The sequence below is a fragment of the Streptomyces sp. E2N166 genome, assembly GCF_003671715.1.
GTDB classification, from domain to species: domain Bacteria; phylum Actinomycetota; class Actinomycetes; order Streptomycetales; family Streptomycetaceae; genus Streptomyces; species Streptomyces thinghirensis.
Map to the genome: position 1 here is coordinate 65,537 of NZ_RAIF01000018.1, position 23,373 is coordinate 88,909.

Consider the following 23,373-nt stretch of genomic DNA (forward strand, 5'->3'; position numbering starts at 1 on the left):
CGGGACGAGGCGGTGCGGGCGGCCGTGGAGCAGGGGCTGCTCGGAGCGGACGCCCCGATCATCGGGCTGCTGGACGTCGCCGGGATACGGGAGTCGGCGGCGGCGCTGCGGGCCGCGTTCGAGGCGGTGACGGCACCCGGGACCCCCGTGCTGCACGCCTTCGCGGTGAAGGCGACCCCGCTGGTCCCGGTGCTGCGGCTGCTGCACGAGGAGGGCATCGGCGCGGAGGTCGCGAGCCCGGGCGAACTGGCGCTGGCACGGGCGGCGGGTGTGCCGCCGGAGCGGACGGTGCTGGACTCGCCCGCCAAGACGCCGGGCGAGCTGCGCCAGGCGCTCGCGCTGGGCATCGCGGTCAACGCGGACAACCCGCAGGAGTTGGAGCGTCTCGACGGCCTGATGTCCGAGGGGGCGAGCCGCTCCACGAGCCGTTCCCCGCTCGGCATCCGGGTCAATCCGCAGGTCGGCGGGGGTTCCATCGAGGCGCTGTCGACGGCGACGGCAACCTCGAAATTCGGGGTGGCGCTGCGCGACGAGGGGGCGCGCGAGTGGGTGGTGCGGGCGTATCTGGACCGGCCGTGGCTGACCCGGCTGCACGCGCACACCGGGTCACAGGGCATCCCGTTGGCGCTGATGACCGAGGGCGTGGCCGAGACGTACGCGCTCGCCGAGGAGATCAACGAGCGGGCCGGGCGCCGCCAGGTCGACACGCTCGACATCGGCGGCGGACTGCCGGTGAACTTCGCGTCGGACGAGACGACACCGACGTACGCCGAGTACGCGCACGCGCTGCGCGAGGCGGTGCCGGGGCTGTTCGACGGGCGGTACGGGCTGGTCACCGAGTTCGGGCGGTCGCTGCTGGCCAAGCACGGCACGGTGGTGGCGCGCGTGGAGTACGCCAAGAGCGCCGGCGGGCGGCCGGTCGCGGTGACACACGCGGGCGTGCAGGTCGCGACCCGGACGGTGTACTCGCCGGGGGCGTGGCCGCTGCGGATCGCCGCGTACGACGGCAAGGGGCTGCCCAAGGAAGGGCCCGCCGTGGTGCAGGACGTGGCCGGGCCGGCGTGCTTCGCGGGGGATCTGCTGGCGACGGGGCGCGCGCTGCCGCTGCTGGAGCAGGGGGACTACGCGGCGGCGCTGGACACGGGGGCGTATTACTTCGCGCATCACTACGCGTACAACTCGCTCGCGCGTCCCGGGGTTCACGGGTTCACGACGGGGGGCGCCGAGGGCGTCGCCTTCGCGACCGTGCGGGAGGCTCAGGCGGTCGAGGAGATCGTGGCCGAGGCGGGAGGGGAGCACGTCGACGCGCTGACGGAAGCCGTTCGCCGTTCGCCGTGAAGGCTGCGGCAGTTCGTGGACCACCGGCCGTTGCGGCCGGTCATCCCCACGCGGTGCCCCGCGGAATGCCACGGCCCCGCGCCGCTGTCCTTCCGATCAGACCAGCACCGCTGCCCTTCCGATCAGACCGGCGCCGCCGCCCCTTCGGCTCAGACCAGCTCCGCCGCCCCTCCCACTCAGAGCAACGCCGTCGCCCTCCCGCTCAGACCAGCTCCGCCGTCCTGCGGCGTGCTCCGCCCGGGGCCGCGTCGCCCGCCGCGATGCCCGTGCTGCGGTACGCACGGACGGTCCTGCCCGCCGGGCGCCCGCCGTCGCGGGCGAGCCAGTCCACGCGGACCCACAGCAGGGCCTCGCCGGCCTGTTCGCGGCGGCCGATCCAGGCGGACTTCAGCCACAGGCCGACGCCGCAGCCGGCCATCAGCAGTCCGGCGGCGGCGGGGACGGCGAAGGCGCTGCCCAGGGCGGCGAGGAAGGCGAGGAGCAGCCACCAGCGGTGGCCCCGGCGCCAGTTGCGCAGGGTCACCGCACGGTCCTGGAGCACGTCGTGCTTGCCCGCGCGGCCGGCCGAGCGGGCCAGGGCGGTGTACCGCTTTCGGCGCGCGGACGCGACGACCGCCGCCGCGACGATGAACAGCGCGGCACCCGCCAGGACGCCGATCCGGCGTCCGGTCAGCCCCGGCACCAGCACCCCGATGCCCGCCGCGAGTACGCCCAGCCACCACAGCGGTGCCGCTCCCGCCCGTACGACGACGGCGACCCGAGCCAGCCCCTGTCCTCCGCGCGCCACGTCCGGCCTCCTCTTTCGTTCTGCTTCCTGCGATGCGTCTGAAGGGTGTGAGGCGAGGCAGGTTAACGGGAGAAGGTGAGACGAGTCTGAGAAACGGGCCGTCTGTGCCGGCGTTCCCGCGTCAGTCCACGAAGAGGCCCCGCACCGCCGCCTTCGTGTCGAACTCCTCCAGCCGGGCCTGGGCGTCCGGCAGGTCGTCGCACATGGCCTCCAGCAGCACCCGGCCGAGCAGCATCGGCGCGCAGGCGGTGTCGAAGGCGAGGCCGGTACCGACCGCGGCGGGCAGCAGCAGGTCGGAGACCTTGGCGACCGGCGCGAAGGCGGAGTCGGCGACGGTCACCACCGTGAGCCCCGCCTCCTTGGCGTGGGCGAGCGTGTCGACGACCTCGCGCGGATGGCGGGGCAGGGCGAAGCACAGCAGGGCCGTCGCGCCGGCCCGGACGGCGGCGTCGATGCGGTCGTGCAGCATCGTGCCCCCCTCGTTCAGCAGCCGGACGTCCGGGTGGACCTTGGCGGCGAAGTACGCGAAGCCGTGCGCCTGGGCCGCCGCCGCCCGCAGTCCGAGGACGGGCAGGGGCCGGCTTCCGGCGAGGAGACGGCCCGCCTCCCGTACCGGCCCCGGGTCGGCGAGCGCCTCCGCCAGATGGCGCAGGTTCTCGATCTCGGCCTCCACGGCCTTCTGGTACTCGTTGCAGGAGCCGGTGTCCGCCGCCGGTTCCGCGGGAGCGACCTCGCGCAGATGGCGGCGCAGCGCCGGGTAGCCGTCGAACCCGAGGGCGACGGCGAAGCGGGTCACGGACGGCTGGCTGACCCCGGCCAGTTCGGCGAGCTCCACACTGGACAGGAAGGGCACCTCGGAGGCGCGCCGCACCATGCTGTGCGCGATGCGCCGCTGGGTCGGCGTCAGCCGGTGCCCTTCGAAGAGCGCCTGCAGCCGCACGGCCGGGCTGTCGGTCCCGTTGTTCCCGCTCATGACGTGCTCCCCCTCGCCGCTATTCACTGTCCCCAATTCCTGCATACCGTTATACAGCGAGGCGGCTGCGGGCACGACGCCGAGCGTCCCCCTCCCGGCCGCCCCAGTCCCGAGACGGGGGCTAACCCCAGTGCCGCCGGCGCTCCGGCTGCCTACCGTGGGAGCCATGACGGGAATGGACGGGCGGGACACCGACCTCAAGAAGGAACTCGACGCCACCCTGCAGACCCGCAGGGAACTCGGTGAGGAGTACGAGTCCGCGCTGGTCGACTCGTTCCTGGAGAAGGTCGACCAGCGCATCGACGGAACGGTCGAGCGCCGGGTGCGCCGGCAGATCGCCGAGCAGCAGATGGCGACGGCCCGGGACAGCCGGTCGCCGAGGCCCACGGACTCCTTCGGCGAGCGCTTCGGCTTCGGCATCGTCTCGCTTGTCCTCGCGGTCCCGCTGTCCGCGATCGGCGGCGGCGTCGCCGACCTCCCCGGGCTGCTGGTCGCCTGGGCCGGAATCGTCGGGGTGAACGTCGTCCAGGCCGCCCGGACCACTCCCGGTCTCTTCGGACGGCGCCGGCGCGCCGACAAGGACGACGCCTGGCGGGACTGAGAAAGGACTGCGCGGGGACCGCCGCACCCCCATCACTGAGGGGCGGGACGACGGCGGTCCCCGCGGGGACGCGCGGTGCCGGGCCTCACGGCCGGGCGGCGCGTCCTTGGCGTCCATGGAGGTCCGGGAGCCGCTCCGGAAGGTCCTTGACGCCGTTCGCTGCCGGCCGGGACGGGGAGCCGCTCCCGCCCTGCCGACAACCACCACTGTGCCGGGCACGTGTTAAGCGTGTGCTGCGCGAACGTGACGTGCGCGTACCACTTCCGCGAAGTCCACGGAGATCATCGGGCGCTCCGAATCCGTCCGCACGGCCGCTGGTTCACCCGGCGTTCATCGCTGCTTCCCGCGCTCTTCCGCTACATCTCGCGGCCCCCGCGGCCCTCCGCGACTTCCCGCGGCTTCCCGCGACGTCCCGCCACTTCCCGCTACTTCCCGCTCTTCGCGAGGAAGGACAGCAGGTCCTGACGGCTCACCACACCGGTCGGCTTGCCCTCGACGAGGACGATCGCCGCGTCCGCGACGCCGAGCACCGACATCAGGTCGGCGACCGGCTCGCCGGAGCCGACCTGCGGCAGCGGGGCCGAAACGTGCTTCTCCAGCGGATCCTCCAGCGAGGCGCGCTTGGTGAACAGGGCGTCCAGCAGCTCGCGTTCCACGACCGAGCCGACGACCTCGGCGGCCATCACGTCCGGGTGACCGGCGCCGGGCTTGACGATCGGCATCTGCGAGACGCCGTACTCGCGCAGTACGTCGATGGCCTGACCGACCGTCTCGTCCGGGTGCATGTGGACGAGGGAGGGGATGTGGCCGCCCTCCTTGTGGTTCAGGACGTCGGCGACGCGCGCGCTGGGACCCGCGTCCTCCAGGAAGCCGTAGTCGGCCATCCACTCGTCGTTGAAGATCTTGCTGAGGTACCCGCGCCCGCTGTCCGGGAGGAGTACGACGACCACGTCGTCCTCACCGAGCCGCTCGGCCACCTCCAGCGCCGCGACGACCGCCATGCCGCAGGAGCCGCCCACCAGCAGGCCCTCCTCCTTGGCGAGACGGCGGGTCATCTGGAAGGAGTCCTTGTCGGAGACGGCGACGATCTCGTCGGCCACGTTCCGGTCGTACGCCGTCGGCCAGAAGTCCTCGCCGACGCCCTCGACGAGGTAGGGGCGCCCCGAGCCGCCGGAGTACACCGAGCCCTCGGGGTCGGCGCCGACCACCTTGACGGCGCCGCCGCTGATCTCCTTCAGGTACCGCCCGGTGCCGGAGATGGTGCCTCCGGTGCCGACGCCGGTGACGAAGTGGGTGATCTTCCCCTCCGTCTGCTCCCACAGCTCGGGGCCGGTCGAGTGGTAGTGGGAGAGCGGGTTGTGCGGGTTGGAGTACTGGTCCGGCTTCCAGGCGCCCGGCGTCTCGCGGACCAGCCGGTCGGAGACGTTGTAGTAGGAGTCCGGGTGCTCGGGGTCGACCGCCGTGGGGCAGACGACCACCTCGGCGCCGTACGCGCGCAGTACGTTGATCTTGTCGGTGGACACCTTGTCAGGGCAGACGAAGATGCACTTGTAGCCCTTCTGCTGGGCCACGATCGCGAGGCCCACGCCCGTGTTGCCGCTGGTCGGCTCGACGATCGTGCCGCCCGGCCGCAGGGCTCCGCTCTGCTCCGCGGCCTCGATCATGCGCAGGGCGATGCGGTCCTTCACCGAGCCGCCCGGGTTGAAGTACTCCACCTTGGCCAGGACGGTCGCCCTGATGCCCTTGGTCACGCTGTTGAGCCGCACCAGCGGGGTGTTGCCGACGAGGCTGATCATCGAGTCGTGGAAATGCACCGTGGTCTCCGGATGCTGCAAAAGGTGTGGTCGTTATCGGTCCGGCCAGCCTATGGCCTGCCGGCCCGGCCCATACCCCGTGACGGTCGTTCACTCCCCGTTGAGATTGGGCGACCGTCCGTACGGGGCAAGCAGTGGGTGTACGGGTTGGAGGAGGTGGCGGCGACGTATGACGAGCATGTCGAGGGCGAGGGTGGCCCGGCGGATCGCGGCCGGCGCGGCGTACGGCGGCGGCGGCATCGGGCTGGCCGGTGCGGCCACGGTCGGTCTGCTGCTGGCGGAGGTGCAGCTGGCCAGGCGCCGGGTGGGCATCGGCACACCGGACCGGGTGCCGAACGCACAGGGGCTGTACGGCGGGGTTTCGCCGACGGCGGGCGATCCGCCACTGCGGCTGATGATGCTGGGCGACTCCACGGCCGCCGGGCAGGGCGTGCACCGGGCCGGGCAGACGCCGGGCGCGCTGCTGGCGTCGGGGCTGGCGGCGGTGGCGGAGCGGCCGGTGGAACTGGGGTCGGTCGCGGCACCCGGGGCCTGTTCGGACGACCTGGACCGGCAGGTGGCGCTGGTGCTCGCGGACGCGGGCCGGGTGCCCGACATCTGCGTGATCATGATCGGCGCGAACGACGTCACGCACCGGATGCCCGCGACCCGCTCGGTCCGGCACCTGTCGGGGGCGGTACGGCGGCTGCGTACGGCCGGTGCGGAGGTGGTGGTCGGCACCTGCCCGGATCTGGGCACGATCGAGCGGGTGCGGCAGCCGCTGCGCTGGCTGGCCCGGCGGACCTCGCGGCAACTGGCGGCGGCACAGACGATCGGCGTCGTGGAGCAGGGCGGGCGCACGGTCTCACTGGGTGATCTGCTGGGCCCGGAGTTCGCGCAGAACCCGCGGGAGCTGTTCGGCCCCGACAACTACCACCCCTCCGCCGAGGGGTACGCCACGGCCGCGATGGCGGTACTGCCGTCGGTGTGCGCCGCGCTCGGCCTGTGGCCGGCCGAGGAGGAGCGCCCCGACGCGCTGCGCCGCGAGGGCTTCCTGCCGGTGGCGCGTGCGGCGGCGGAGGCCGCGGCGGAGGCGGGTACGGAGGTCGCCGCGGCGATGCCCACGGGGCCGCGGGGGCCCTGGGCGCTGCTCAAGCGCCGGCGGCGGCGCCGGGTGGCGGAGGCGGAGCCGGCGACGTCGGCGCAGCCGAGGTAGGGGCATCGCACTCACCGGCGCCGGCGTGGCGCCGCTGCGCCCACCCGTGCCGCCCCAGCGGCACGAGCTGTCCGCAGTCCCGACGACGCCAAGCAAGCGCTTAGAAAGTTGCGGTCCATGTCACACCTCCACACCCGTGACCCAGGCCATACGTCCGGGTAACTTCCCCAACAGCCGCCCAACCCCTCTCCCTCCCGTCGCCCGACCACCGCCCCTCAACGAGGCGCTACGCGCCGCTTATTACTCTTTGGAGCCGTGATGCCCGAAGCCGTGATCGTCTCAGCCACCCGCTCCCCCATCGGCCGCGCCTTCAAGGGCTCCCTCAAGGACCTGCGCCCCGACGACCTCGCCGCCACGATCATCCAGGCCGCTCTCGCCAAGGTTCCCGAGCTCGACCCCAGGGACATCGACGACCTGATGCTCGGCTGCGGCCTGCCCGGCGGCGAGCAGGGCAACAACCTCGGCCGGATCGTCGCCGTCGAGATGGGCATGGACCACCTCCCCGGCTGCACCGTCACCCGGTACTGCTCCTCGTCCCTGCAGACCTCCCGCATGGCGCTGCACGCCATCAAGGCCGGGGAGGGCGACGTCTTCATCTCGGCCGGTGTCGAGATGGTCTCCCGGTTCGCCAAGGGCAACTCCGACAGCCTGCCGGACACCCGGAACCCGCTGTTCGCCGAGGCCGAGGCCCGTACCGCCGAGGTCGCCCAGCACGAGGGCACCACCTGGCACGACCCGCGCGAGGACGGCCTCGTCCCCGACCCGTACATCGCGATGGGTCAGACCGCCGAGAACCTGGCGCGCGCCAAGGGGATCACTCGGCAGGACATGGACGAGTTCGGCGTCCGCTCGCAGAACCTCGCCGAGGAAGCCATCAAGAACGGCTTCTGGGAGCGCGAGATCACCCCCGTGACCCTCCCCGACGGCACCGTCGTCTCCAAGGACGACGGCCCCCGCGCCGGCGTCACCCTGGAGGGCGTCCAGGGCCTCAAGCCCGTCTTCCGCCCCGACGGCCTGGTCACCGCCGGCAACTGCTGCCCGCTCAACGACGGCGCCGCCGCCCTCGTGATCATGAGCGACACCAAGGCCCGCGAGCTGGGCCTGACCCCGCTCGCCCGCATCGTCTCCACCGGCGTCTCCGGCCTCTCCCCCGAGATCATGGGCCTGGGTCCGGTCGAGGCGAGCAAGCAGGCGCTGTCCCGCGCCGGGCTGACCATCGACGACATCGACCTGGTCGAGATCAACGAGGCGTTCGCCGCGCAGGTCATCCCCTCCTACCGCGACCTCGGCATCCCGCTGGAGAAGCTGAACGTCAACGGCGGCGCCATCGCCGTCGGCCACCCCTTCGGCATGACCGGCGCCCGCATCACCGGCACGCTGATCAACTCCCTCCAGACGCACGACAAGCAGTTCGGTCTGGAGACGATGTGCGTCGGCGGCGGGCAGGGCATGGCCATGGTCATCGAGCGCCTGAGCTGACCGGCACGCCGCTGCTGAAAGACGGTCAGTAGCGCCTGGGAGACCCAGCGTGACACCACGGCCCGGAACCCCGTTCACCCCAGGGTTCTGGGCCGTTTTGTGACCCAATCTCCCCCAGGATGTGACCTACCTCTCCCTGCCCCTTGATTTACGCAGGTCAGACCAGCCCCACCCCTACCTCCCGGGCCCAAAGTCCTGTCCGTTTCGTGACGTTACGCACTGACAGGCGGTTAGTCCTCCCTTCAAGCTGATGTAGGAAGTCGGGGGTCGACTTTGAACCGGGAGTACGTCAGTGAGCGCCATGCCGATCGCCCTGCTGCTCACCACGGCCGCCACCGGCGCCGTGGGCGTCGCCGTCCTGCGCAGCATTCTGGTGCTGCGTCGGCAGGTGGCGGCGCTGCGCACCGAGCTGGCCGAGAGCCGGGCCGCCGCCACGCGTGGCCGTGTGCCCGCCGCCCGCACCACCGCCGACGCCGAGGAGATACGCGCCGCCGTCGCGGAGGCGCTCGCCGAGGAGCGTGAGCGCGAGCTCGCCGAGGCGCGGGCCTTCTGGGCCGCCCAGGAGTCCCGGGACGCCTCCGACGCGCCCCTGCTGCTCGGCCTGTCCGACAGTGAGTTGTTCCTGCCCCGCCAGGCCGATTTCGTGGGCTTGGAGCCCGTGGTCGAGCCGGGCGCGGACGCCGACGAAGCGGCCGCGAAGGACGCGGGCCCCAGGGAGTCCGCCGAGCTGGCCGCCGCCCGCCGCCGGCACCCCTCGCACCCGGACTTCGTACCGAACCCGTCGCCCGCCGTGGGCGATCACGAGCGCACCGTCGCCACGCTCGAGGAGCTGGCCGAGTCGAGCGTGGCGCTGGCGGACGTCCGTCCGGGCCCGCTGGGCACGCTCGACGTGTACGTCTTCGCCGACGGCACCACGCTGTGCATGACCCCGGGCCACCGCGAGACCGCGGAGCGCCTGGCCGCCGCGCTGGGCGCGGGCAAGACGCCCTACCTCCTCGGCGGCTCGGGGATCTCCGGCGCCTACACGCTGACCTTCGCCTGCGGCGAGGAGAACGTGTACATCCTGGCGGACCGCGTCATCGCGTCCCTCTAGTCCCTGCCCGGTCCTTTCCGGACTCGTCAGACCCCGGCCCGCTTGCGGGCCTCCTCCACCAGCCCCACCGCTTCCGCCACCTGGCCCTCGTCGCTCAGCACGAGGGCCAGGTCGTGGGCGGCGACGGCGATCTGGTCGGCGGCGGCGAACATCCCCGCGTCCGGCATCACCCGCGGCTCCGTCCCCGGTTCCTCCACGAGCTGGGCGCGCCGGGCCAGCTCCCTGGCCAGCTCCAGCGCCTCGGCGGCGGCCCCGCGTTGCAGCCTGCTCTGCGGGGCGGCCCGCAACCGGTCGGCGAAGTCGTCCACGGCACGGGTCAAAGGCGTCGTATCAACCACGGCGCGAGCGTACGCGCCCCTCCGGGACTGTTGCCAACGGGCGAACGCTCAGGCACGGTGACCTGAAGGACCGGCTTACAACCCCTTTCGTCCGGAGGCGCCGATGTCCCAAGTCTTCTCCGAGGAGACCCATCGCAACATGCTCGCCCGCATCCCCCACTGCACCGGTCGTGAGATCTCCGACTGGCTGCGCACCGTCGAGGACGGCCCCTCCCTCTTCCGCTTCGAGGAGAAGGTCAGCTGGCTCCGTCACGAACACGACCTCGCGTACGGCCACGCGAAGGCGATCATCCATGAGTACGACCTGAGAAGGGCAGCGCGCAAGCTGCGCTGAGCGCGCGCCGCCGTCACGACGGAGAAGGGCCCCGGGCACAAGCCCGGGGCCCTTCCTCACCAGCGGCTGAGCGTACTCGCCGCTAGTCGTTGCTGTTCAGGATCGCGATCAGCCGCAGGAACTCCAGGTACAGCCACACCAGCGTCAGCGTGAGGCCGAAGGCGGCGAGCCAGGCCTCCTCGCGCGGGGCGCCGTAGGCCAGGCCGTCCTCGACCTGCTTGAAGTCCATGGCCAGGAAGCAGGCGCCGAGGATGATGCCGACGATGCCGAAGACGACACCGAGCGTGCCGCTGCGGAAGCCGAGGCCGTCACCGCCGCCGAAGACGGCGAACAGCAGGTTCACCATCATCAGGAAGACGAAGCCGAGCGCGGCCGCCATCACGAAGCCGTAGAAGCGGCGGTTGACGCGGATCCAGCCGGCCTTGTACGCGATCAGCACACCGGCGAAAACCGCCATCGTGCCGATCACGGCCTGCATGGCCGCGCCGTCCGCGATGCGGTTGTCGACGACGCTGGAGATGACGCCGAGGAAGACACCCTCGAACGCCGCGTACGTCAGGATCAGCGCCGGCGACGCCTTGCGCTTGAAGGACTGCACGAGCGCAAGGACCATGCCGACCAGCGCGGCACCGATACCGATACCGATGGAACGGCCGATGTTGGCATCGTCCACGGGCAGCAGCGCCCACGCGAGCGCGGCCGTCACCACGAGCACACCGAGCGTGCTCGCCGTCCGCATGACGACGTCGTCCATCGTCATCCGGCCGGCGGTGGCCGGCGCCTGCGGCGGCGCGCCGTACTGCTGGTCCTGCTGGGCGTACGGGTTCTGCGCGTAGGGGTTGCCGGCGGGCTGGGCGTACGGGGTGCCCTGCGTGCCCTGCGCGTAAGGGTTGCCCTGGGTGGCGACGGCGGGACCCCCGGCCTGCGGCGCGGCGTTGAAGCCCGCGTAGCCGTTGTCGCGGCTGAACCCCCGTCGCGAGAAGACCGGGTTTCTGCTCCTCATTTCACTCCTCCATGGCCACACGACGCAGCCTTGGCTCAAGAGTAATGGAACGGCAAAGGAATGACCCTACTGCTTGGGGAGGATCTTTCCCTGCTCCTGGCGGACAACACGCTACGCGGATCGGTGATTCCCCTCACCGGCGGGGCGGGCGCGCGGCCGGGTGCCCGTTCACCCGACCGGGAAACCGGTGTAGGCCTCGGCGAGGTCGGTCTCGGCGGCGCGGGAGGAGGCGATCCGGTCGAGGCGGGCCAGCTGGAGCCGGTTCTCGAAGGGGGTCGCGTCGGGGGCGGGGTGCAGGAGGGCCGTCATGTCGTACGAGAACCGCTCGGCCTGCCAGACGCGGCGCAGGCAGGTCGCGGAGTAGGCGTCGAGGAGTTCGTCGGAGCCGGTCCCGGTGCGGTGGGCCAGCGCCCGCGCGAAGGTGACGACGTCCCCGACGGCGAGGTTGAGGCCCTTGGCGCCGGTGGGCGGCACGATGTGCGCGGCGTCGCCGGCCAGGAAGAGACGGCCGTGCCGCATGGGCTCGTGGACGTAGGAGCGCATGGGAGTCACCGACTTCTGGGTGATCGGGCCCCGGTTCAGGACCCAGTCGTCGTCGGTCTCGAAGCGGCGTTCCAGCTCGGCCCAGATCTCCTCGTCGCTCCAGCTCTCGGCGTCCGTGTCCGCGGGTACCTGGAGGTAGAGCCGGGAGACGGACGGGGAGCGCATGGAGAGCAGGGCGAAGCCCCGGTCGTGGCGGGCGTAGACCAGCTCGTCGTGCGAGGGGGCGACGTCGGCGAGGATGCCGAGCCACCCGAAGGGGTACGTGCGTTCGAAGGTGCGGCCCAGGCCGGCCGGGACCGCCGACCGGGCCACGCCCCAGAAGCCGTCGCAGCCGACGACGTAGTCGCACTCCAGGACGTCCTCGGCGCCCCCCTGGCGGAAGCGGACGCGCGGACGGTCGGTCTCGGCGCCCTCCACGGCCAGCGCCTCCGCCTCGAACAGCAGCGGGCCGCCCTCCTTGAGCCGGAGGGCGATGAGGTCCTTGCAGACCTCGGTCTGGGCGTAGACCATGACGGACCTGCCGCCGGTGAGCGCGGGGAAGTCCACGCGGTGGCGCCGTTTCGCGAACCGCAGCTCGATACCGTCGTGGGGCAGCCCCTCGCGGTCCATCCGCTCCCCCGCCCCTGCCGCGCGCAGGACGTCCACGGTGCCCTGCTCCAGGATTCCGGCGCGCTGCCGCCGCTCGACGTAGGCCCGGTCGCGGCTCTCCAGGACGACCGAGTCGATGCCGGCGTTGTGGAGCAGCCGGGCGAGGAGGAGGCCGGCGGGGCCGGCCCCGATGATGCCGACGGTGGTGCGCATCGGTCGTTCCCTTCGATTGGCGTCGTTGCCGCGAGGAGGTTCGCTGGTGTTCGAGCAGTGAGAGTGCTCGCGAGACGCGAGTGTTCGCGGAGTGAAAATTCCTTCACCAATTGCCTGGGAGGAGTTTCCGGCCGCGCGCACACCGCTGTCAACGGTTCGAGGGGAGGTTCCGGAGGATCGACGGCGTCGGAAGTGCCCGGAGCCGGACTTGAACCGGCACGCCCCGAGGGGGCAGCGAGGTTTAAGCTCGCCGTGTCTGCATTCCACCATCCGGGCAGGCCATGGGCTCCGCGTCGAGTGCCCCGAGCCTATCGGGACGCGCCCCTCGAACAGCGGGCGGACGAACCGATCTTGTCTTATTTTATTGACGCCTGATAGAGCATCAGCTCCGGGGGCAGGCCGTCCACACCTGCCAACACCCTTGCGCGCGCCGGTCGGCCACGCATGCGGAATGACGGAATTTCACCGTCTCTACAAGGACGCCCGCCCCGTTCTCGCGCCGACGGCGCCGCGGCGGGCCCGTCAGGGTCGCCCGTCATCCGCAGGTATGACACCGGCCCGCGCCGTCCGACCCTGGTCGCCCCTCGAAACCGGAACAGCGGCTGACTACACGGCGCCGCGCGGCCGGAAGGATGGAGAACGTCCCCGAGCACACGCCGTACCGACAGGAGCGCCCTTCCCGTGACCACCGCACCCATCGCCGACCGGTCCACCGCCGTGGCCGCACGCGCCACGGAGCTTTCCAAGATCTACGGCCAGGGCGAGACCCAGGTGGTCGCCCTGGACCGGGTCTCCGTCGACTTCCGGCAGGCCGAGTTCACCGCGATCATGGGCCCCTCCGGCTCCGGCAAGTCCACGCTGATGCACTGCGTCGCCGGCCTGGACACCTTCTCCTCCGGCTCGGTGCGCATCGGCGACACGGAACTGGGCTCCCTGAAGGACAAGCAGCTGACCAAGCTGCGCCGGGACAAGATCGGCTTCATCTTCCAGGCGTTCAACCTGCTGCCGACGCTGACCGCGCTGGAGAACATCACCCTCCCGATGGACATCGCGGGCCGCAAGCCGGACAAGCAGTGGCTGGACTCGGTGATCCGGATGATCGGACTGTCCGACCGGCTCGGCCACCGCCCCTCCCAGCTCTCCGGCGGCCAGCAGCAGCGGGTGGCCGTGGCCCGGGCGCTGGCCTCGCGGCCGGAGATCATCTTCGGTGACGAGCCGACCGGGAACCTCGACTCCCGCTCGGGCGCCGAGGTGCTGGGCTTCCTGCGCAACTCGGTGCGGGAGCTGGGGCAGACCGTGGTGATGGTGACCCACGACCCGGTGGCCGCCGCCTACGCGGACCGGGTGGTCTTCCTCGCGGACGGACGCATCGTCGACGAGGTGTATGGGCCGACGGCCGACTCGGTGCTGGACCGCATGAAGCAGTTCGACGCCAAGGGCCGCACCAGCTGACCCGGCCCCAGACCCGGCCCCCGCCCCTGACTCGCCCGTAACCTCCGACAGAGAAGACCCATGTTCCGTACCGCCTTGCGCAACGTATTCGCGCACAAGGCCAGGCTGTTGATGACCGTGCTCGCCGTGATGCTCGGCGTGGCGTTCGTGTCGGGCACCCTGGTCTTCACCAACACCATCTCCGACGCCCTGCAGAACAGCTCCGCCAAGGGCTTCGACCAGGTCGACGTCGCCGTGACCACCGAGTACCAGGAGGCGAAGGGCGACAAGGTCGGCGAGGTCCCCGAGCTGACCGACGCCCTCCTCGACGACAGCGCGAAGGTCCCCGGCGCGGCCTCCGCCATCGGCGTGGTGTCCGGGTTCACCGCCGTCGCCGACAAGGACGGCGACCTGATCGGCGACGGCTGGAGCACGCAGGGCGGCAACTACTGGGGCGCGAAGGACCCCCGGTACCCGCTGACCGACGGGCACGCCCCGAAGGGCGCGGGCGAGATCCTCATCGACTCCAAGACCGCCGAGCGCACCGGCTACGGCGTCGGCGACACCGTGCGGATGTCCGTGGACGGCCCGGTCATCACCCCGAAGGTGGTGGGCGTCTTCACCACCGACGACGGCAACGTCGCGGCCGGCGGCAGCCTCACCCTGTTCGACACGGCGACCGCGCAGAAGCTGTTCGGCAAGGTGGGCACGTACGACGAGATCGACGTCAAGGCGAAGGCCGGCGTCACTCAGGCGGCGCTGAAGGCGGAGCTGGACAAGGCGCTGCCGAAGGACCTCGTCGAGACCACCACCGGCAAGGAACTGGCCGACGAGCAGGCGGAGATGATCGCCTCGTCGATGAGCGGCATGAAGCAGGGTCTGCTGGTCTTCGCCGGCATCGCGCTGTTCGTCGGTACGTTCATCATCGCCAACACCTTCACGATGCTGGTCGCCCAGCGCACCAAGGAGCTGGCCCTGATGCGGGCGGTCGGCGCCTCCCGCCGGCAGGTCACGCGGTCGGTGCTGATCGAGGCGTTCGTGGTCGGCGTCGTCGCCGCGGTGACCGGCCTGCTCGCGGGCATCGGCATCGGAGCCGGGATGCGCTCCCTGATGGGGTCGATGGGCGCGGTCGTGCCCGACGGGCCGCTGGTGATCTCACCCGGCACGATCGTCGCGGCCCTCGCGGTCGGCGTCCTGGTGACCATGCTGGCGGCGTGGCTGCCCGGCCGCCGCGCGGCGAAGATCCCGCCGGTCGCGGCGATGAGCAGCGTGCACGCCAAGGCCACGACGAAGTCGCTGGTGCTGCGCAACACGCTGGGCGCGCTGGTCTCCGCCGCCGGTGTCGCGGTCGTGCTCGCGGCGACGACGATGGACGGCTCCGAGGGACAGGCCCCGATGGGCATGGGCGCGGTACTGCTGATCATCGGCGTGTTCATCCTGACGCCGCTGCTCTCCCGCCCCCTGATCGCCGGAGCGGCGCCGGTGCTGCGCCTGTTCGGTGTCTCGGGCAAGCTCGCCCGGCAGAACTCGGTGCGCAATCCGCGCCGCACCGCCGCCACCGCCTCCGCGCTGATGATCGGCCTCACCCTGATCACCGGCATGACGGTGATGGCCGGCAGCCTGCAGAAAACGATCGACAAGATGGCGTCGGCGTCCATCGAGGCCGACTACGTGGTCTCCATGGCCAACGGCAACCACCTCGACCCGGACGTCGCCGAGAAGCTGGCCGAGGCCGACGGCATCACCGCCATCAGCCCGCTGCGCAACGCGGAGTCCCGCATCAACGGGGAGACCGAGTACCTCACCGGCGTCAACGGCGCCACGATCGGCGAGCTGACCGACCTCAAGGTCGAGCAGGGCGCCTTCGAGGTCGGCGGCACCAAGGTCGTCGTGGACGCCGACACCGCCGAGGACCACGGCTGGAAGGCCGGCTCCGCCTTCACCGCCGCCTACGAGGACGGCAAGAAGCAGCGGCTGGAGGTCGCCGGGGTCTACGAGGGCAACGAGATGATCCGCGGCATCATGGTCGACCTCCCCACCGTCGCCCCGCACCAGTCCGACCCGGTCGACATGCAGGTGATGGTGAAGATGTCCGACGGGGCCTCGTCCGCCTCGAAGGACAGCCTGGTGAAGGCGCTGGACACCAACCCGGCGATCAAGGTCCAGGACAAGCAGGACATCTCCGACGAGACCGCGAAGATGTTCACGCTGATGCTGAGGATGCTCTACGGCCTGCTGGCCATGTCGGTGATCGTGGCCGTCCTCGGTGTCGTCAACACCCTGGCCATGTCGGTCTTCGAGCGCTCCCAGGAGATCGGGATGCTGCGGGCGATCGGCCTGGACCGCAAGGGCATCAAGCGGATGGTCCGCCTGGAGTCCCTGGTGATCTCGCTGTTCGGCGGGGTGCTCGGCATCGGCCTGGGCGTGTTCTTCGGCTGGGCCGCCGGTGAGCTGATGGGCACGACGATGGCGACGTACGAACTGGTCCTGCCCTGGGGCCGCATGGGCGTCTTCCTGCTGCTGGCCGCCGTGGTGGGTGTCCTCGCGGCGCTGTGGCCGGCCCGCCGGGCGGCGCGCCTGAACATGCTCGACGCCATCAAGGCCGAGTAGCCGGTACGTGTGGACAGGGCCCCGTTCCGTCAGGAGCGGGGCCCTTCGCGGTGCGCTCGGAGGTCAGTTCCAGGTGCGGGCGCGCAGCGGCATCCCGGAGCCGCCCGGCTCGGGGGTCTTCACGGCGAGGACCTGGTTGACGCCGATGCGGTTGCGCTCGAAGGCGAGCGCCGAGGCGGCCATGTACAGCTGCCAGACACGGGCGCGGCCGGGACTGACCAGCCGGGTGGCCGCCGCCCAGTCGGACTCCAGGTTGGCGACCCAGCGGCGCAGGGTGAGCGCGTAGTGCTCGCGGATCGACTCCACGTCGCGCACCTCGAACCCGGCGCGCTCCAGCTGTGTGACGGTCGTGCCGACCGGGGCCAGTTCGCCGTCGGGGAAGACGTAGGCGTCGATGAACTCGTCCACGTCGTAGGCGGACTCGTCGCGCCGGGGGCGGCGGGCGATCTGGTGGTTCAGCAGCCGTCCGCCCGGCTTGAGGAGCCTGAACAGGTCGGCGGCGTACTCCAGGTACCGCTCGGCGCCGACGTGCTCGGCCATACCGATGGACGAGATGGCGTCGTACGGCCCGTCCGCGACGTCCCGGTAGTCCTGGACGCGGATCTCCACCCGGTCGGTGAGCCCCTCGTCGGCGACGCGCTTGCGGGCGAACGCGGCCTGCTCCTGGGAGAGCGTGACGCCGACGACGCTCACGCCGTGCTCGCGGGCCGCGTGGATCGCCATGGAACCCCAGCCGCAGCCGACGTCGAGAAGGCGCTGACCGGGGCTCAGACCGAGCTTGCGGCTGACCAGTTCGAGCTTGTCGCGCTGGGCGTCCTCCAGGGTGCCGCCGTCGGCCGGGAGGGCCGGCCAGTAGGCGCAGGAGTAGACCATGGACGGGCCGAGGACCAGCTCGTAGAAGTCGTTGCCGACGTCGTAGTGGTGGCTGATGGCGCGTCTGTCGCTGCGCTTGGTGTGCAGGTGGCCGCGGGCCCGGCGGACCTCCTCCGGCGGCGGGGCGGGCGGCAGCGGCGGCCCGGCCACCCTGACCAGGCCGCGTACGGCGGCCCGGACCTCCGGGTCGCGGAGCGCCTCGGCCAGGCCGCGGGCGTCCTCGTCGCGCTCCCATAGGAGGCCGGCGAGGAGACCGAGGGCGGTGTAGAGGTCGCCGTCCACGTCGAGGTCCCCGGCCACCCAGGCACGGGCCAGACCCAGTTCCCCCGGCTTGAACAGCAGGCGGCGCAGGGCCCTGCGGTTGCGGACGACGAGGGTCGGCGCGCCCGGCGGACCCGCCTGCGAACCGTCCCAGGCGCGGATGCGCACCGGGAGTGGTGCTCCCAGCAACTGTTCGAAGAGGTTCTGCAGCCGCAGCGCGGCGTCAGCCATGGCGTACCTCCGTGACGAGCGATCCCGGAATGTCCAACACCACGTAAACACCTGGAAGCCCGCCGTACAGTCCCCGGCGCGCGTTACGCCTGGGCAAAACACCTGTACACACCACGAGGTATCTCGCCCCTCGGCGCAGCGCGAAGGGGCCGCCCGCACCACGGATGGCGGGCGGCCCCTTCGGGAGCTACTGCGGAAGGCGACCGGAGGTCAGGAGGCCTTGGCCTTCTCCTCGCTCTTCTCCGACTTCGCGTTCTGCCCGGCCTTGTCGGCGGACTTCGGCGCGGCGGCCGGCGCCGGCTTGGCGGCCTCGTAGAACTCCTCGCGCGGGGTCTCCATCGCGCCGAGGGAGACGACCTCGCGCTTGAGGAACATGCCGAGCGTCCAGTCCGCGAAGACGCGGATCTTCCGGTTGAAGGTCGGCATCGCCATGCCGTGGTAGCCGCGGTGCATGTACCAGGCGAGGCGGCCCTTGAGCTTGATCTTCATCTTGCCCATGACGATCATCGCCACGCCCTTGTGCAGGCCGAGGCCGGCCACCGCGCCCTTGTTGGCGTGGCTGTAGTCCTTCTGCGGGAAGCCCCGCATACCGGAGATCACGTTGTCGCCGAGGACCTTGGCCTGGCGCAGCGCGTGCTGGGCGTTCGGCGGGCACCATGCGTTCTCGTTGCCCGCCTTGCGGCCGACGAGGTCCGGCACCTGGGCGTTGTCGCCCGCGGCCCAGATGTAGTCGGTGCCCTTGACCTGGAGGGTCGGCTCGCAGTCGACGTGACCGCGGGGGCCCAGCGGCAGGCCGAAGCGGGACAGCGCCGGGTTCGGCTTGACGCCGGCCGTCCAGACGATCGTGCTGGAGTCGACCTCGAGGCCGTTCTTCAGCACCACGTGGCCGTCGACGCAGGAGTCCATGGAGGTGGACAGGTAGACCTCGACGCCGCGGCCCTCGAGGTGCTCCTTGCCGTACTGGCCGAGCTTCGGACCGACCTCGGGGAGGATCTTGTCGGCGGCGTCCACGAGGACGAAACGCATGTCCTCGCGGGAGACGTTCTTGTAGTACTTGGCCGCGTCGCGCGCCATGTCCTCGACCTCACCGATGGTCTCCGCGCCGGCGAAACCGCCGCCGATGAAGACGAAGGTGAGCGCCTTGCGGCGGATCTCCTCGTCGGTGGTGGAGTCGGCCTTGTCGAGCTGCTCCAGGACGTGGTTGCGCAGGCCGATGGACTCCTCGATGCCCTTCATGCCGATGCCCTGCTCGGCGAGGCCGGGGATCGGGAAGGTGCGGGAGACCGCGCCCATGGCGATGACCAGGTAGTCGAAGGGCAGCTCGTACGCCTCGCCCACGAGGGGGGCGATCGTGGCGACCTTGCGGTCCTGGTCGATGGTGGTGACCCGGCCGGTGAGGACCTCCGCCTTCGGAAGCACGCGCCGCAGGGGGACGACGACGTGCCGCGGGGAGATGTTGCCGGCGGCGGCTTCGGGGAGGAAGGGCTGGTAGGTCATGTACGACCGCGGGTCGACGACGGTGACGGTCGCCTCGCCGTAACGCATCTTCTTCTGGATGCGTCGAGCTGCGTACAGGCCTACGTACCCACCGCCTACTACGAGGATCCTGGGACGCTCCGTGGTGCTCATGCCATCGAGTATCCACCCGCCCGAGGGGGGTGGTTCGTGCGCCCCTTCACAAGCTCCGGTGGAGGCTGTGCTACCATCCGCGATCCACGTGACGGAGATCATGGCGGACAGTGGAACCAGCGTGTAGTGCACCCCGTTGTCAATGCCGCGTGAGCTGCTCCTCCGTACCTCCGGGGACGGTGGACCACCCCTCTGGGGCACCTCCCGGGCGCCCCTGCGAAGCCCCGTCCTGAACACGTTCAAAGGGCAGTTGAACCCCCAAAAGGGTCAACCGACGCGCTTTCGTCGTCCGACAGGGCCCAATTCCTTGTGAAGAACTTCACGAACTTTCCCGACGGGATGTCACCGAGGGGCCCCGAAGGGCCCCCGACACGCGCTCAACCGTCGTCCGTCCTGCTCAGACCGCGACCGCGGACACCTGCGCCCGCCCCTACGCCACCGACCACGCGATGCCGTCGAGGATGTCGTGCTCGCTCACGACGACCTCCTCCGCACCCGTCCGCTCCATGATCGAGAGCAGGACGAGCGCTCCCGCTCCGATCACGTCGACGCGACCCGGATGCATGGAGGGAACGGCCGCGCGCTCGGCGTGGGTGGAGCGCAGCAGCCAGTCGGTGATCTCCCGGACCCGGTCGCGGGAGACACGGGAGTGGTGGATGGCGGCCGAGTCGTACTCCGGCAGCTCCTGCGCGATCGCCGACACCGTCGTCACCGAGCCGGCCAGCCCGACCAGCGTGCGCGCCTCGCGCAGCGGCACCGTCTCCTCGGCGAGGTCCAGCGCCGCCTCGATGTCGGCCCGCATCGCCGCGACCTGCGCCTCGGTGGGCGGGTCGGTCACGGCGCCGTCGTGCACCAGGTGCCGCTCGGTCATCCGTACACAGCCGACGTCCACCGAGCGGGCAGCGCGCACGTGGTCGTCCCCGACGACGAACTCGGTCGAGCCGCCGCCGATGTCGACGACCAGGTAGGGCTTGTCGAGGTGATCGCGGCCCGCCAGCTCCTTGGTGGCGCCGGTGAAGGAGAACTCCGCCTCCTGCTCGCCCGAGATGACCTCCGGCTCCACGCCGAGGATGTCCAGCACCCCGCGCACGAAGTCGTCCCGGTTCTCCGCGTCCCGCGAGGCGGAGGTCGCCACGAAGCGCAGCCGCTCGGCGCCGTGCTCCTTGATCACCTCGGCGTACTCGCGGCAGGCGGCGAAGGTCCGCTCCAGCGCCTCGGGCGCCAGCCGCCCGGTGCGGTCGACGCCCTGCCCGAGCCGCACGATGGTCATGCGGCGGTCGAGGTCTCTCAGCTCGCCCGTCGAGCCCGCGCCGGAGGCGCTGTCGGACACTGTGGCGTCGGCGACGAGCAGCCGGATGGAGTTCGTACCGCAGTCGACGGCGGCGACACGGGTCACTTGGCGTCCTCCCCACAGGTCCCGCCGAGCGTCACGCACGGCCCCTTGCGCCACCACTCGGGCAGCATCGCGATCGCCTCGTCGCCCAGCGGGTTGACGCCGGGACCGGCCGCCAGCGAGTGGGCGACCAGGACGTGCAGGCACTTCACCCGGTCCGGCATGCCGCCCGCGCTCGGGAAGCCGGTCAGCTCCTCGATCTCGTCGCGCCGCCGGATGTAGTCCTCGTGCGCGGCGCGGTAGGCGTCGGCCAGCTCCGGGTCGGTGGCCAGGCGCTCGGTCATCTCCTTCATCACGCCGTTCGCCTCCAGCGTGCCGATCGCGGAGGCCGCCTTCGGGCACGTCAGGTAGTACAGCGTGGGGAAGGGCGTGCCGTCGGGCAGCCGCGGGGCCGTCTCCACGACGTCCGGCTGTCCGCACGGACAGCGGTGCGCGATGGCGCGCAGGCCGCGCGGGGGGCGCCCGAGCTGCTGCTTGAAGGCCTCGACGTCCGCGTCGGTGGGCTCGGTGCGCTCGGTGGTCGGCGGGGGAGTCTGCATGACTGTCTTCTGCTGGTCTTCCTGTTGAGTCACTGCCGGCACTGTCGGCTCACTGCCGGGTGGCCGGTTCACGGCCGGATCGGTCGGCTCACTGCCGGGGTGGCCGGTTCACGGCCGGCGGGCGGCGGGCGTCGGCCTTGTCGACCCCGTCCCAGACGTTCCGGTACCAGGGGCGGTCGGCGGCGCCGCCCTCGGCGCGGGCCTGCTCGGCCGCGTCCGGGTCGACGACGACGAACCCCGTCTCCCCCGGCATCACGTAGTGCAGCCGCAGCCGGATCTGCTGCTCGGCGTAGGCGTCGTCCTGCCAGCGTGCCTTGAGGTCGCGCAGGTCCTCGACCCGGTCGCGGGTCTCCTGCCGCTCCCGCTGGAGATCGGCGATCTCGGCGCGCTGGGCGACGTACTGCCGTATCGGGTAGGCGAGCGCCACGACGAGCGAGCAGAGCACCATCGCGAGCAGCGCGGCCCGGCCGGTCAGCCGGGAGCGACGGGCCTGGCGCTTGGTCTGCGAGCGGTAGACCCGGGCCGCGGTCTGTTCCCCGATGATCCGGATCCTGGTCGCGGTGGAGAAACGGTCCCGGTCCTTCACCGCCATGTCTGTCCCCGCCTTAAGTCCACACGTGCGTACGTCCCCGCACACGGTACGGGACCGAGTACGGGGACGTACGTACGACGCTGCCTGCCGAGGGGTGGCGCTCAGCCCTTGAAGCGCGGGAACGCGCTGCGGCCGGCGTACACCGCGGCGTCGTCGAGGATCTCCTCGATGCGCAGCAGCTGGTTGTACTTGGCGACGCGCTCGGAGCGGGCCGGGGCGCCGGTCTTGATCTGGCCGCAGTTGGTGGCGACGGCCAGGTCGGCGATGGTGACGTCCTCGGTCTCGCCGGAGCGGTGGGACATCATGCACTTGAAGCCGTTGCGCTGGGCCAGCTCCACGGCGTCCAGGGTCTCGGTCAGCGAACCGATCTGGTTGACCTTGACCAGCAGGGCGTTGGCGGCGTTCTCGTCGATGCCGCGGGCCAGGCGCTCCGGGTTGGTGACGAACAGGTCGTCGCCGACGATCTGGACCTTGTCGCCGAGCTTGTCGGTGAGGACCTTCCAGCCGTCCCAGTCGTCCTCGAACAGCGGGTCCTCGATGGAGACCAGCGGGTACGCCTCGACCAGCTCGGCGTAGTACTCGGTCATCTCGGCGGCGGAGCGGGTCTTGCCCTCGAAGGTGTAGGAGCCGTCCTTGTAGAACTCGGACGCGGCGACGTCGAGCGCGAGGGCGATCTGCTCGCCCGGGGTGTAGCCGGCTTCCTTGATGGCCTCGAGGATGAGGTCGAGGGCCTCGCGGTTCGAGCCGAGGTTCGGGGCGAAGCCGCCCTCGTCGCCGAGGCCGGTGGCCAGGCCCTTGCTCTTCAGGACCTTCTTCAGCGTGTGGTAGACCTCGGCGCCCCAGCGCAGGGCCTCGGAGAAGGACTCCGCGCCGATCGGGGCGATCATGAACTCCTGGATGTCCACGTTCGAGTCGGCGTGCGACCCGCCGTTCAGGATGTTCATCATCGGCACCGGCAGCAGGTGCGCGTTCGGGCCGCCCAGGTAGCGGAAGAGCGGCAGGTCGCTGGCCTCGGAGGCGGCGTGCGCGACGGCGAGAGAGACACCGAGGATGGCGTTGGCGCCCAGCGAGCCCTTGTTGTCGGTGGCGTCCAGGTCGAACATGGCCTGGTCGATCAGGCGCTGCTCGGTGGCGTCGTAACCGACCAGCTCCGGGCCGATCTGCTCGATGACGGCGAGGACGGCCTTCTCGACGCCCTTGCCCAGGTAACGGCCCGCATCGCCGTCACGGAGTTCGATGGCCTCGAAGGCACCGGTGGAGGCGCCGGACGGGACGGCGGCACGACCGGTGCTGCCGTCGTCGAGGCCGACCTCGACCTCGACCGTGGGGTTGCCTCGGGAGTCCAGGATTTCCCGGGCTACGACGACGTCGATGGACGGCACGAGCATCTCCTTCTTCAATGTGACGCTTCGGTGTGACGCGCGGGTCCACAGGACCGCAGCGGCTCTGCGGGACCGAGCCTAACCGGCTCCGGGCGATCGGCCAGCCGATCGCCCACCCGCTGGACAGAACCGA

20 protein-coding genes and 1 tRNA gene are annotated in these 23,373 nt (G+C 71.3%); 8 read left to right on the forward strand and 13 right to left on the reverse strand.

What is annotated here, in order from left to right; translation table 11 throughout:
* Positions 1 to 1,338, forward strand: a 1,338-nt coding sequence (locus EBH09_RS14540; RefSeq protein ID WP_121747445.1) for a diaminopimelate decarboxylase, incomplete at its 5' end; no start/stop codon positions are given.
* Between the two features lie 202 nt (positions 1,339 to 1,540).
* Here the strand turns inward: EBH09_RS14540 and EBH09_RS14545 are convergent.
* Positions 1,541 to 2,125, reverse strand: a complete 585-nt coding sequence (locus EBH09_RS14545; RefSeq protein ID WP_121747446.1) for a hypothetical protein — start codon at positions 2,123 to 2,125, stop codon at positions 1,541 to 1,543.
* Positions 2,126 to 2,246: 121 nt separating this feature from the next.
* The gene (locus EBH09_RS14550; protein ID WP_121747447.1) at positions 2,247 to 3,098 is read right to left on the reverse strand and encodes a MurR/RpiR family transcriptional regulator; all 852 of its coding nucleotides are present in this window, start codon (positions 3,096 to 3,098) and stop codon (positions 2,247 to 2,249) included.
* Positions 3,099 to 3,264: 166 nt separating this feature from the next.
* Between EBH09_RS14550 and EBH09_RS14555 the strand changes: the two genes are divergently transcribed.
* Positions 3,265 to 3,699, forward strand: a complete 435-nt coding sequence (locus EBH09_RS14555) for a hypothetical protein (RefSeq protein WP_193776321.1) — start codon at positions 3,265 to 3,267, stop codon at positions 3,697 to 3,699.
* A gap of 425 nt (positions 3,700 to 4,124) precedes the next feature.
* Here EBH09_RS14555 and EBH09_RS14560 read toward each other — a convergent pair whose 3' ends face one another.
* Positions 4,125 to 5,513 (reverse strand): cystathionine beta-synthase, encoded by a 1,389-nt coding sequence (locus EBH09_RS14560; RefSeq protein WP_121747449.1) that lies wholly within the window; start codon positions 5,511 to 5,513, stop codon positions 4,125 to 4,127.
* A 169-nt stretch (positions 5,514 to 5,682) separates the two neighbouring features.
* Here EBH09_RS14560 and EBH09_RS14565 point away from each other — a divergent pair, with 169 nt between their 5' ends.
* The 3 genes from EBH09_RS14565 to EBH09_RS14575 all read left to right on the forward strand — a co-directional run bounded on the left by EBH09_RS14565 (position 5,683) and on the right by EBH09_RS14575 (position 9,280).
* Positions 5,683 to 6,708, forward strand: coding sequence for an SGNH/GDSL hydrolase family protein (locus tag EBH09_RS14565; protein ID WP_121747450.1), 1,026 nt, complete (start codon positions 5,683 to 5,685; stop codon positions 6,706 to 6,708).
* A gap of 258 nt (positions 6,709 to 6,966) precedes the next feature.
* Complete coding sequence (locus tag EBH09_RS14570; protein ID WP_121747451.1) at positions 6,967 to 8,187, forward strand: acetyl-CoA C-acetyltransferase; 1,221 nt, start codon at positions 6,967 to 6,969, stop codon at positions 8,185 to 8,187.
* A 292-nt stretch (positions 8,188 to 8,479) separates the two neighbouring features.
* On the forward strand, positions 8,480 to 9,280 hold the full coding sequence (locus EBH09_RS14575) for a hypothetical protein (protein WP_121747452.1): 801 nt from the start codon (positions 8,480 to 8,482) through the stop codon (positions 9,278 to 9,280).
* 26 nt (positions 9,281 to 9,306) lie between these two features.
* Here the strand turns inward: EBH09_RS14575 and EBH09_RS14580 are convergent, their stop codons facing one another.
* Positions 9,307 to 9,618, reverse strand: coding sequence for a hypothetical protein (locus EBH09_RS14580; protein ID WP_193776322.1), 312 nt, complete (start codon positions 9,616 to 9,618; stop codon positions 9,307 to 9,309).
* Positions 9,619 to 9,721: 103 nt separating this feature from the next.
* On the opposite strand from EBH09_RS14580, the gene EBH09_RS14585 reads away from it, so the two are divergent.
* Positions 9,722 to 9,952 (forward strand): DUF4287 domain-containing protein, encoded by a 231-nt coding sequence (locus EBH09_RS14585; protein WP_055417294.1) that lies wholly within the window; start codon positions 9,722 to 9,724, stop codon positions 9,950 to 9,952.
* Positions 9,953 to 10,034: 82 nt separating this feature from the next.
* On the opposite strand, the gene EBH09_RS14590 is transcribed toward EBH09_RS14585, so the two are convergent.
* The 3 genes from EBH09_RS14590 to EBH09_RS14600 form a co-directional block, all read right to left on the reverse strand.
* Complete coding sequence (locus tag EBH09_RS14590; RefSeq protein ID WP_121747454.1) at positions 10,035 to 10,955, reverse strand: Bax inhibitor-1/YccA family protein; 921 nt, start codon at positions 10,953 to 10,955, stop codon at positions 10,035 to 10,037.
* A gap of 168 nt (positions 10,956 to 11,123) precedes the next feature.
* Positions 11,124 to 12,299 (reverse strand): 4-hydroxybenzoate 3-monooxygenase, encoded by a 1,176-nt coding sequence (locus EBH09_RS14595; RefSeq protein ID WP_121747455.1) that lies wholly within the window; start codon positions 12,297 to 12,299, stop codon positions 11,124 to 11,126.
* 193 nt (positions 12,300 to 12,492) lie between these two features.
* A tRNA-Leu gene (locus EBH09_RS14600) sits at positions 12,493 to 12,575 on the reverse strand.
* A gap of 405 nt (positions 12,576 to 12,980) precedes the next feature.
* On the opposite strand from EBH09_RS14600, the gene EBH09_RS14610 reads away from it, so the two are divergent.
* Positions 12,981 to 13,751 carry an ABC transporter ATP-binding protein gene (locus EBH09_RS14610; protein WP_121747456.1) on the forward strand — a complete coding sequence of 257 codons (771 nt, stop codon included), beginning with the start codon at positions 12,981 to 12,983 and terminating at the stop codon, positions 13,749 to 13,751.
* Between the two features lie 60 nt (positions 13,752 to 13,811).
* Complete coding sequence (locus EBH09_RS14615; protein ID WP_121747457.1) at positions 13,812 to 16,340, forward strand: ABC transporter permease; 2,529 nt, start codon at positions 13,812 to 13,814, stop codon at positions 16,338 to 16,340.
* Positions 16,341 to 16,403: 63 nt separating this feature from the next.
* Here the strand turns inward: EBH09_RS14615 and EBH09_RS14620 are convergent, their stop codons facing one another.
* From EBH09_RS14620 to eno, 6 genes are all read right to left on the reverse strand, one after another.
* Positions 16,404 to 17,705, reverse strand: a complete 1,302-nt coding sequence (locus EBH09_RS14620; protein ID WP_121747458.1) for a cyclopropane-fatty-acyl-phospholipid synthase family protein — start codon at positions 17,703 to 17,705, stop codon at positions 16,404 to 16,406.
* Positions 17,706 to 17,915: 210 nt separating this feature from the next.
* Positions 17,916 to 19,334: an NAD(P)/FAD-dependent oxidoreductase gene (locus EBH09_RS14625; protein WP_121747459.1), complete on the reverse strand. Its 1,419-nt coding sequence runs from the start codon at positions 19,332 to 19,334 to the stop codon at positions 17,916 to 17,918.
* A 430-nt stretch (positions 19,335 to 19,764) separates the two neighbouring features.
* Entirely contained in the window at positions 19,765 to 20,730 is a 966-nt protein-coding gene (locus tag EBH09_RS14630) for a Ppx/GppA phosphatase family protein (protein WP_121747460.1), read from the reverse strand.
* Positions 20,727 to 21,266: a DUF501 domain-containing protein gene (locus tag EBH09_RS14635; RefSeq protein ID WP_121747461.1), complete on the reverse strand. Its 540-nt coding sequence runs from the start codon at positions 21,264 to 21,266 to the stop codon at positions 20,727 to 20,729. Before EBH09_RS14635 ends, EBH09_RS14630 begins: the two co-directional genes overlap by 4 nt.
* A gap of 88 nt (positions 21,267 to 21,354) precedes the next feature.
* Positions 21,355 to 21,858: a cell division protein DivIC gene (divIC, locus tag EBH09_RS14640; protein ID WP_121747462.1), complete on the reverse strand. Its 504-nt coding sequence runs from the start codon at positions 21,856 to 21,858 to the stop codon at positions 21,355 to 21,357.
* A 101-nt stretch (positions 21,859 to 21,959) separates the two neighbouring features.
* Positions 21,960 to 23,240 (reverse strand): phosphopyruvate hydratase, encoded by a 1,281-nt coding sequence (gene eno, locus EBH09_RS14645; RefSeq protein ID WP_121747804.1) that lies wholly within the window; start codon positions 23,238 to 23,240, stop codon positions 21,960 to 21,962.
* Between the last annotated feature and the right edge of the window lie 133 nt (positions 23,241 to 23,373).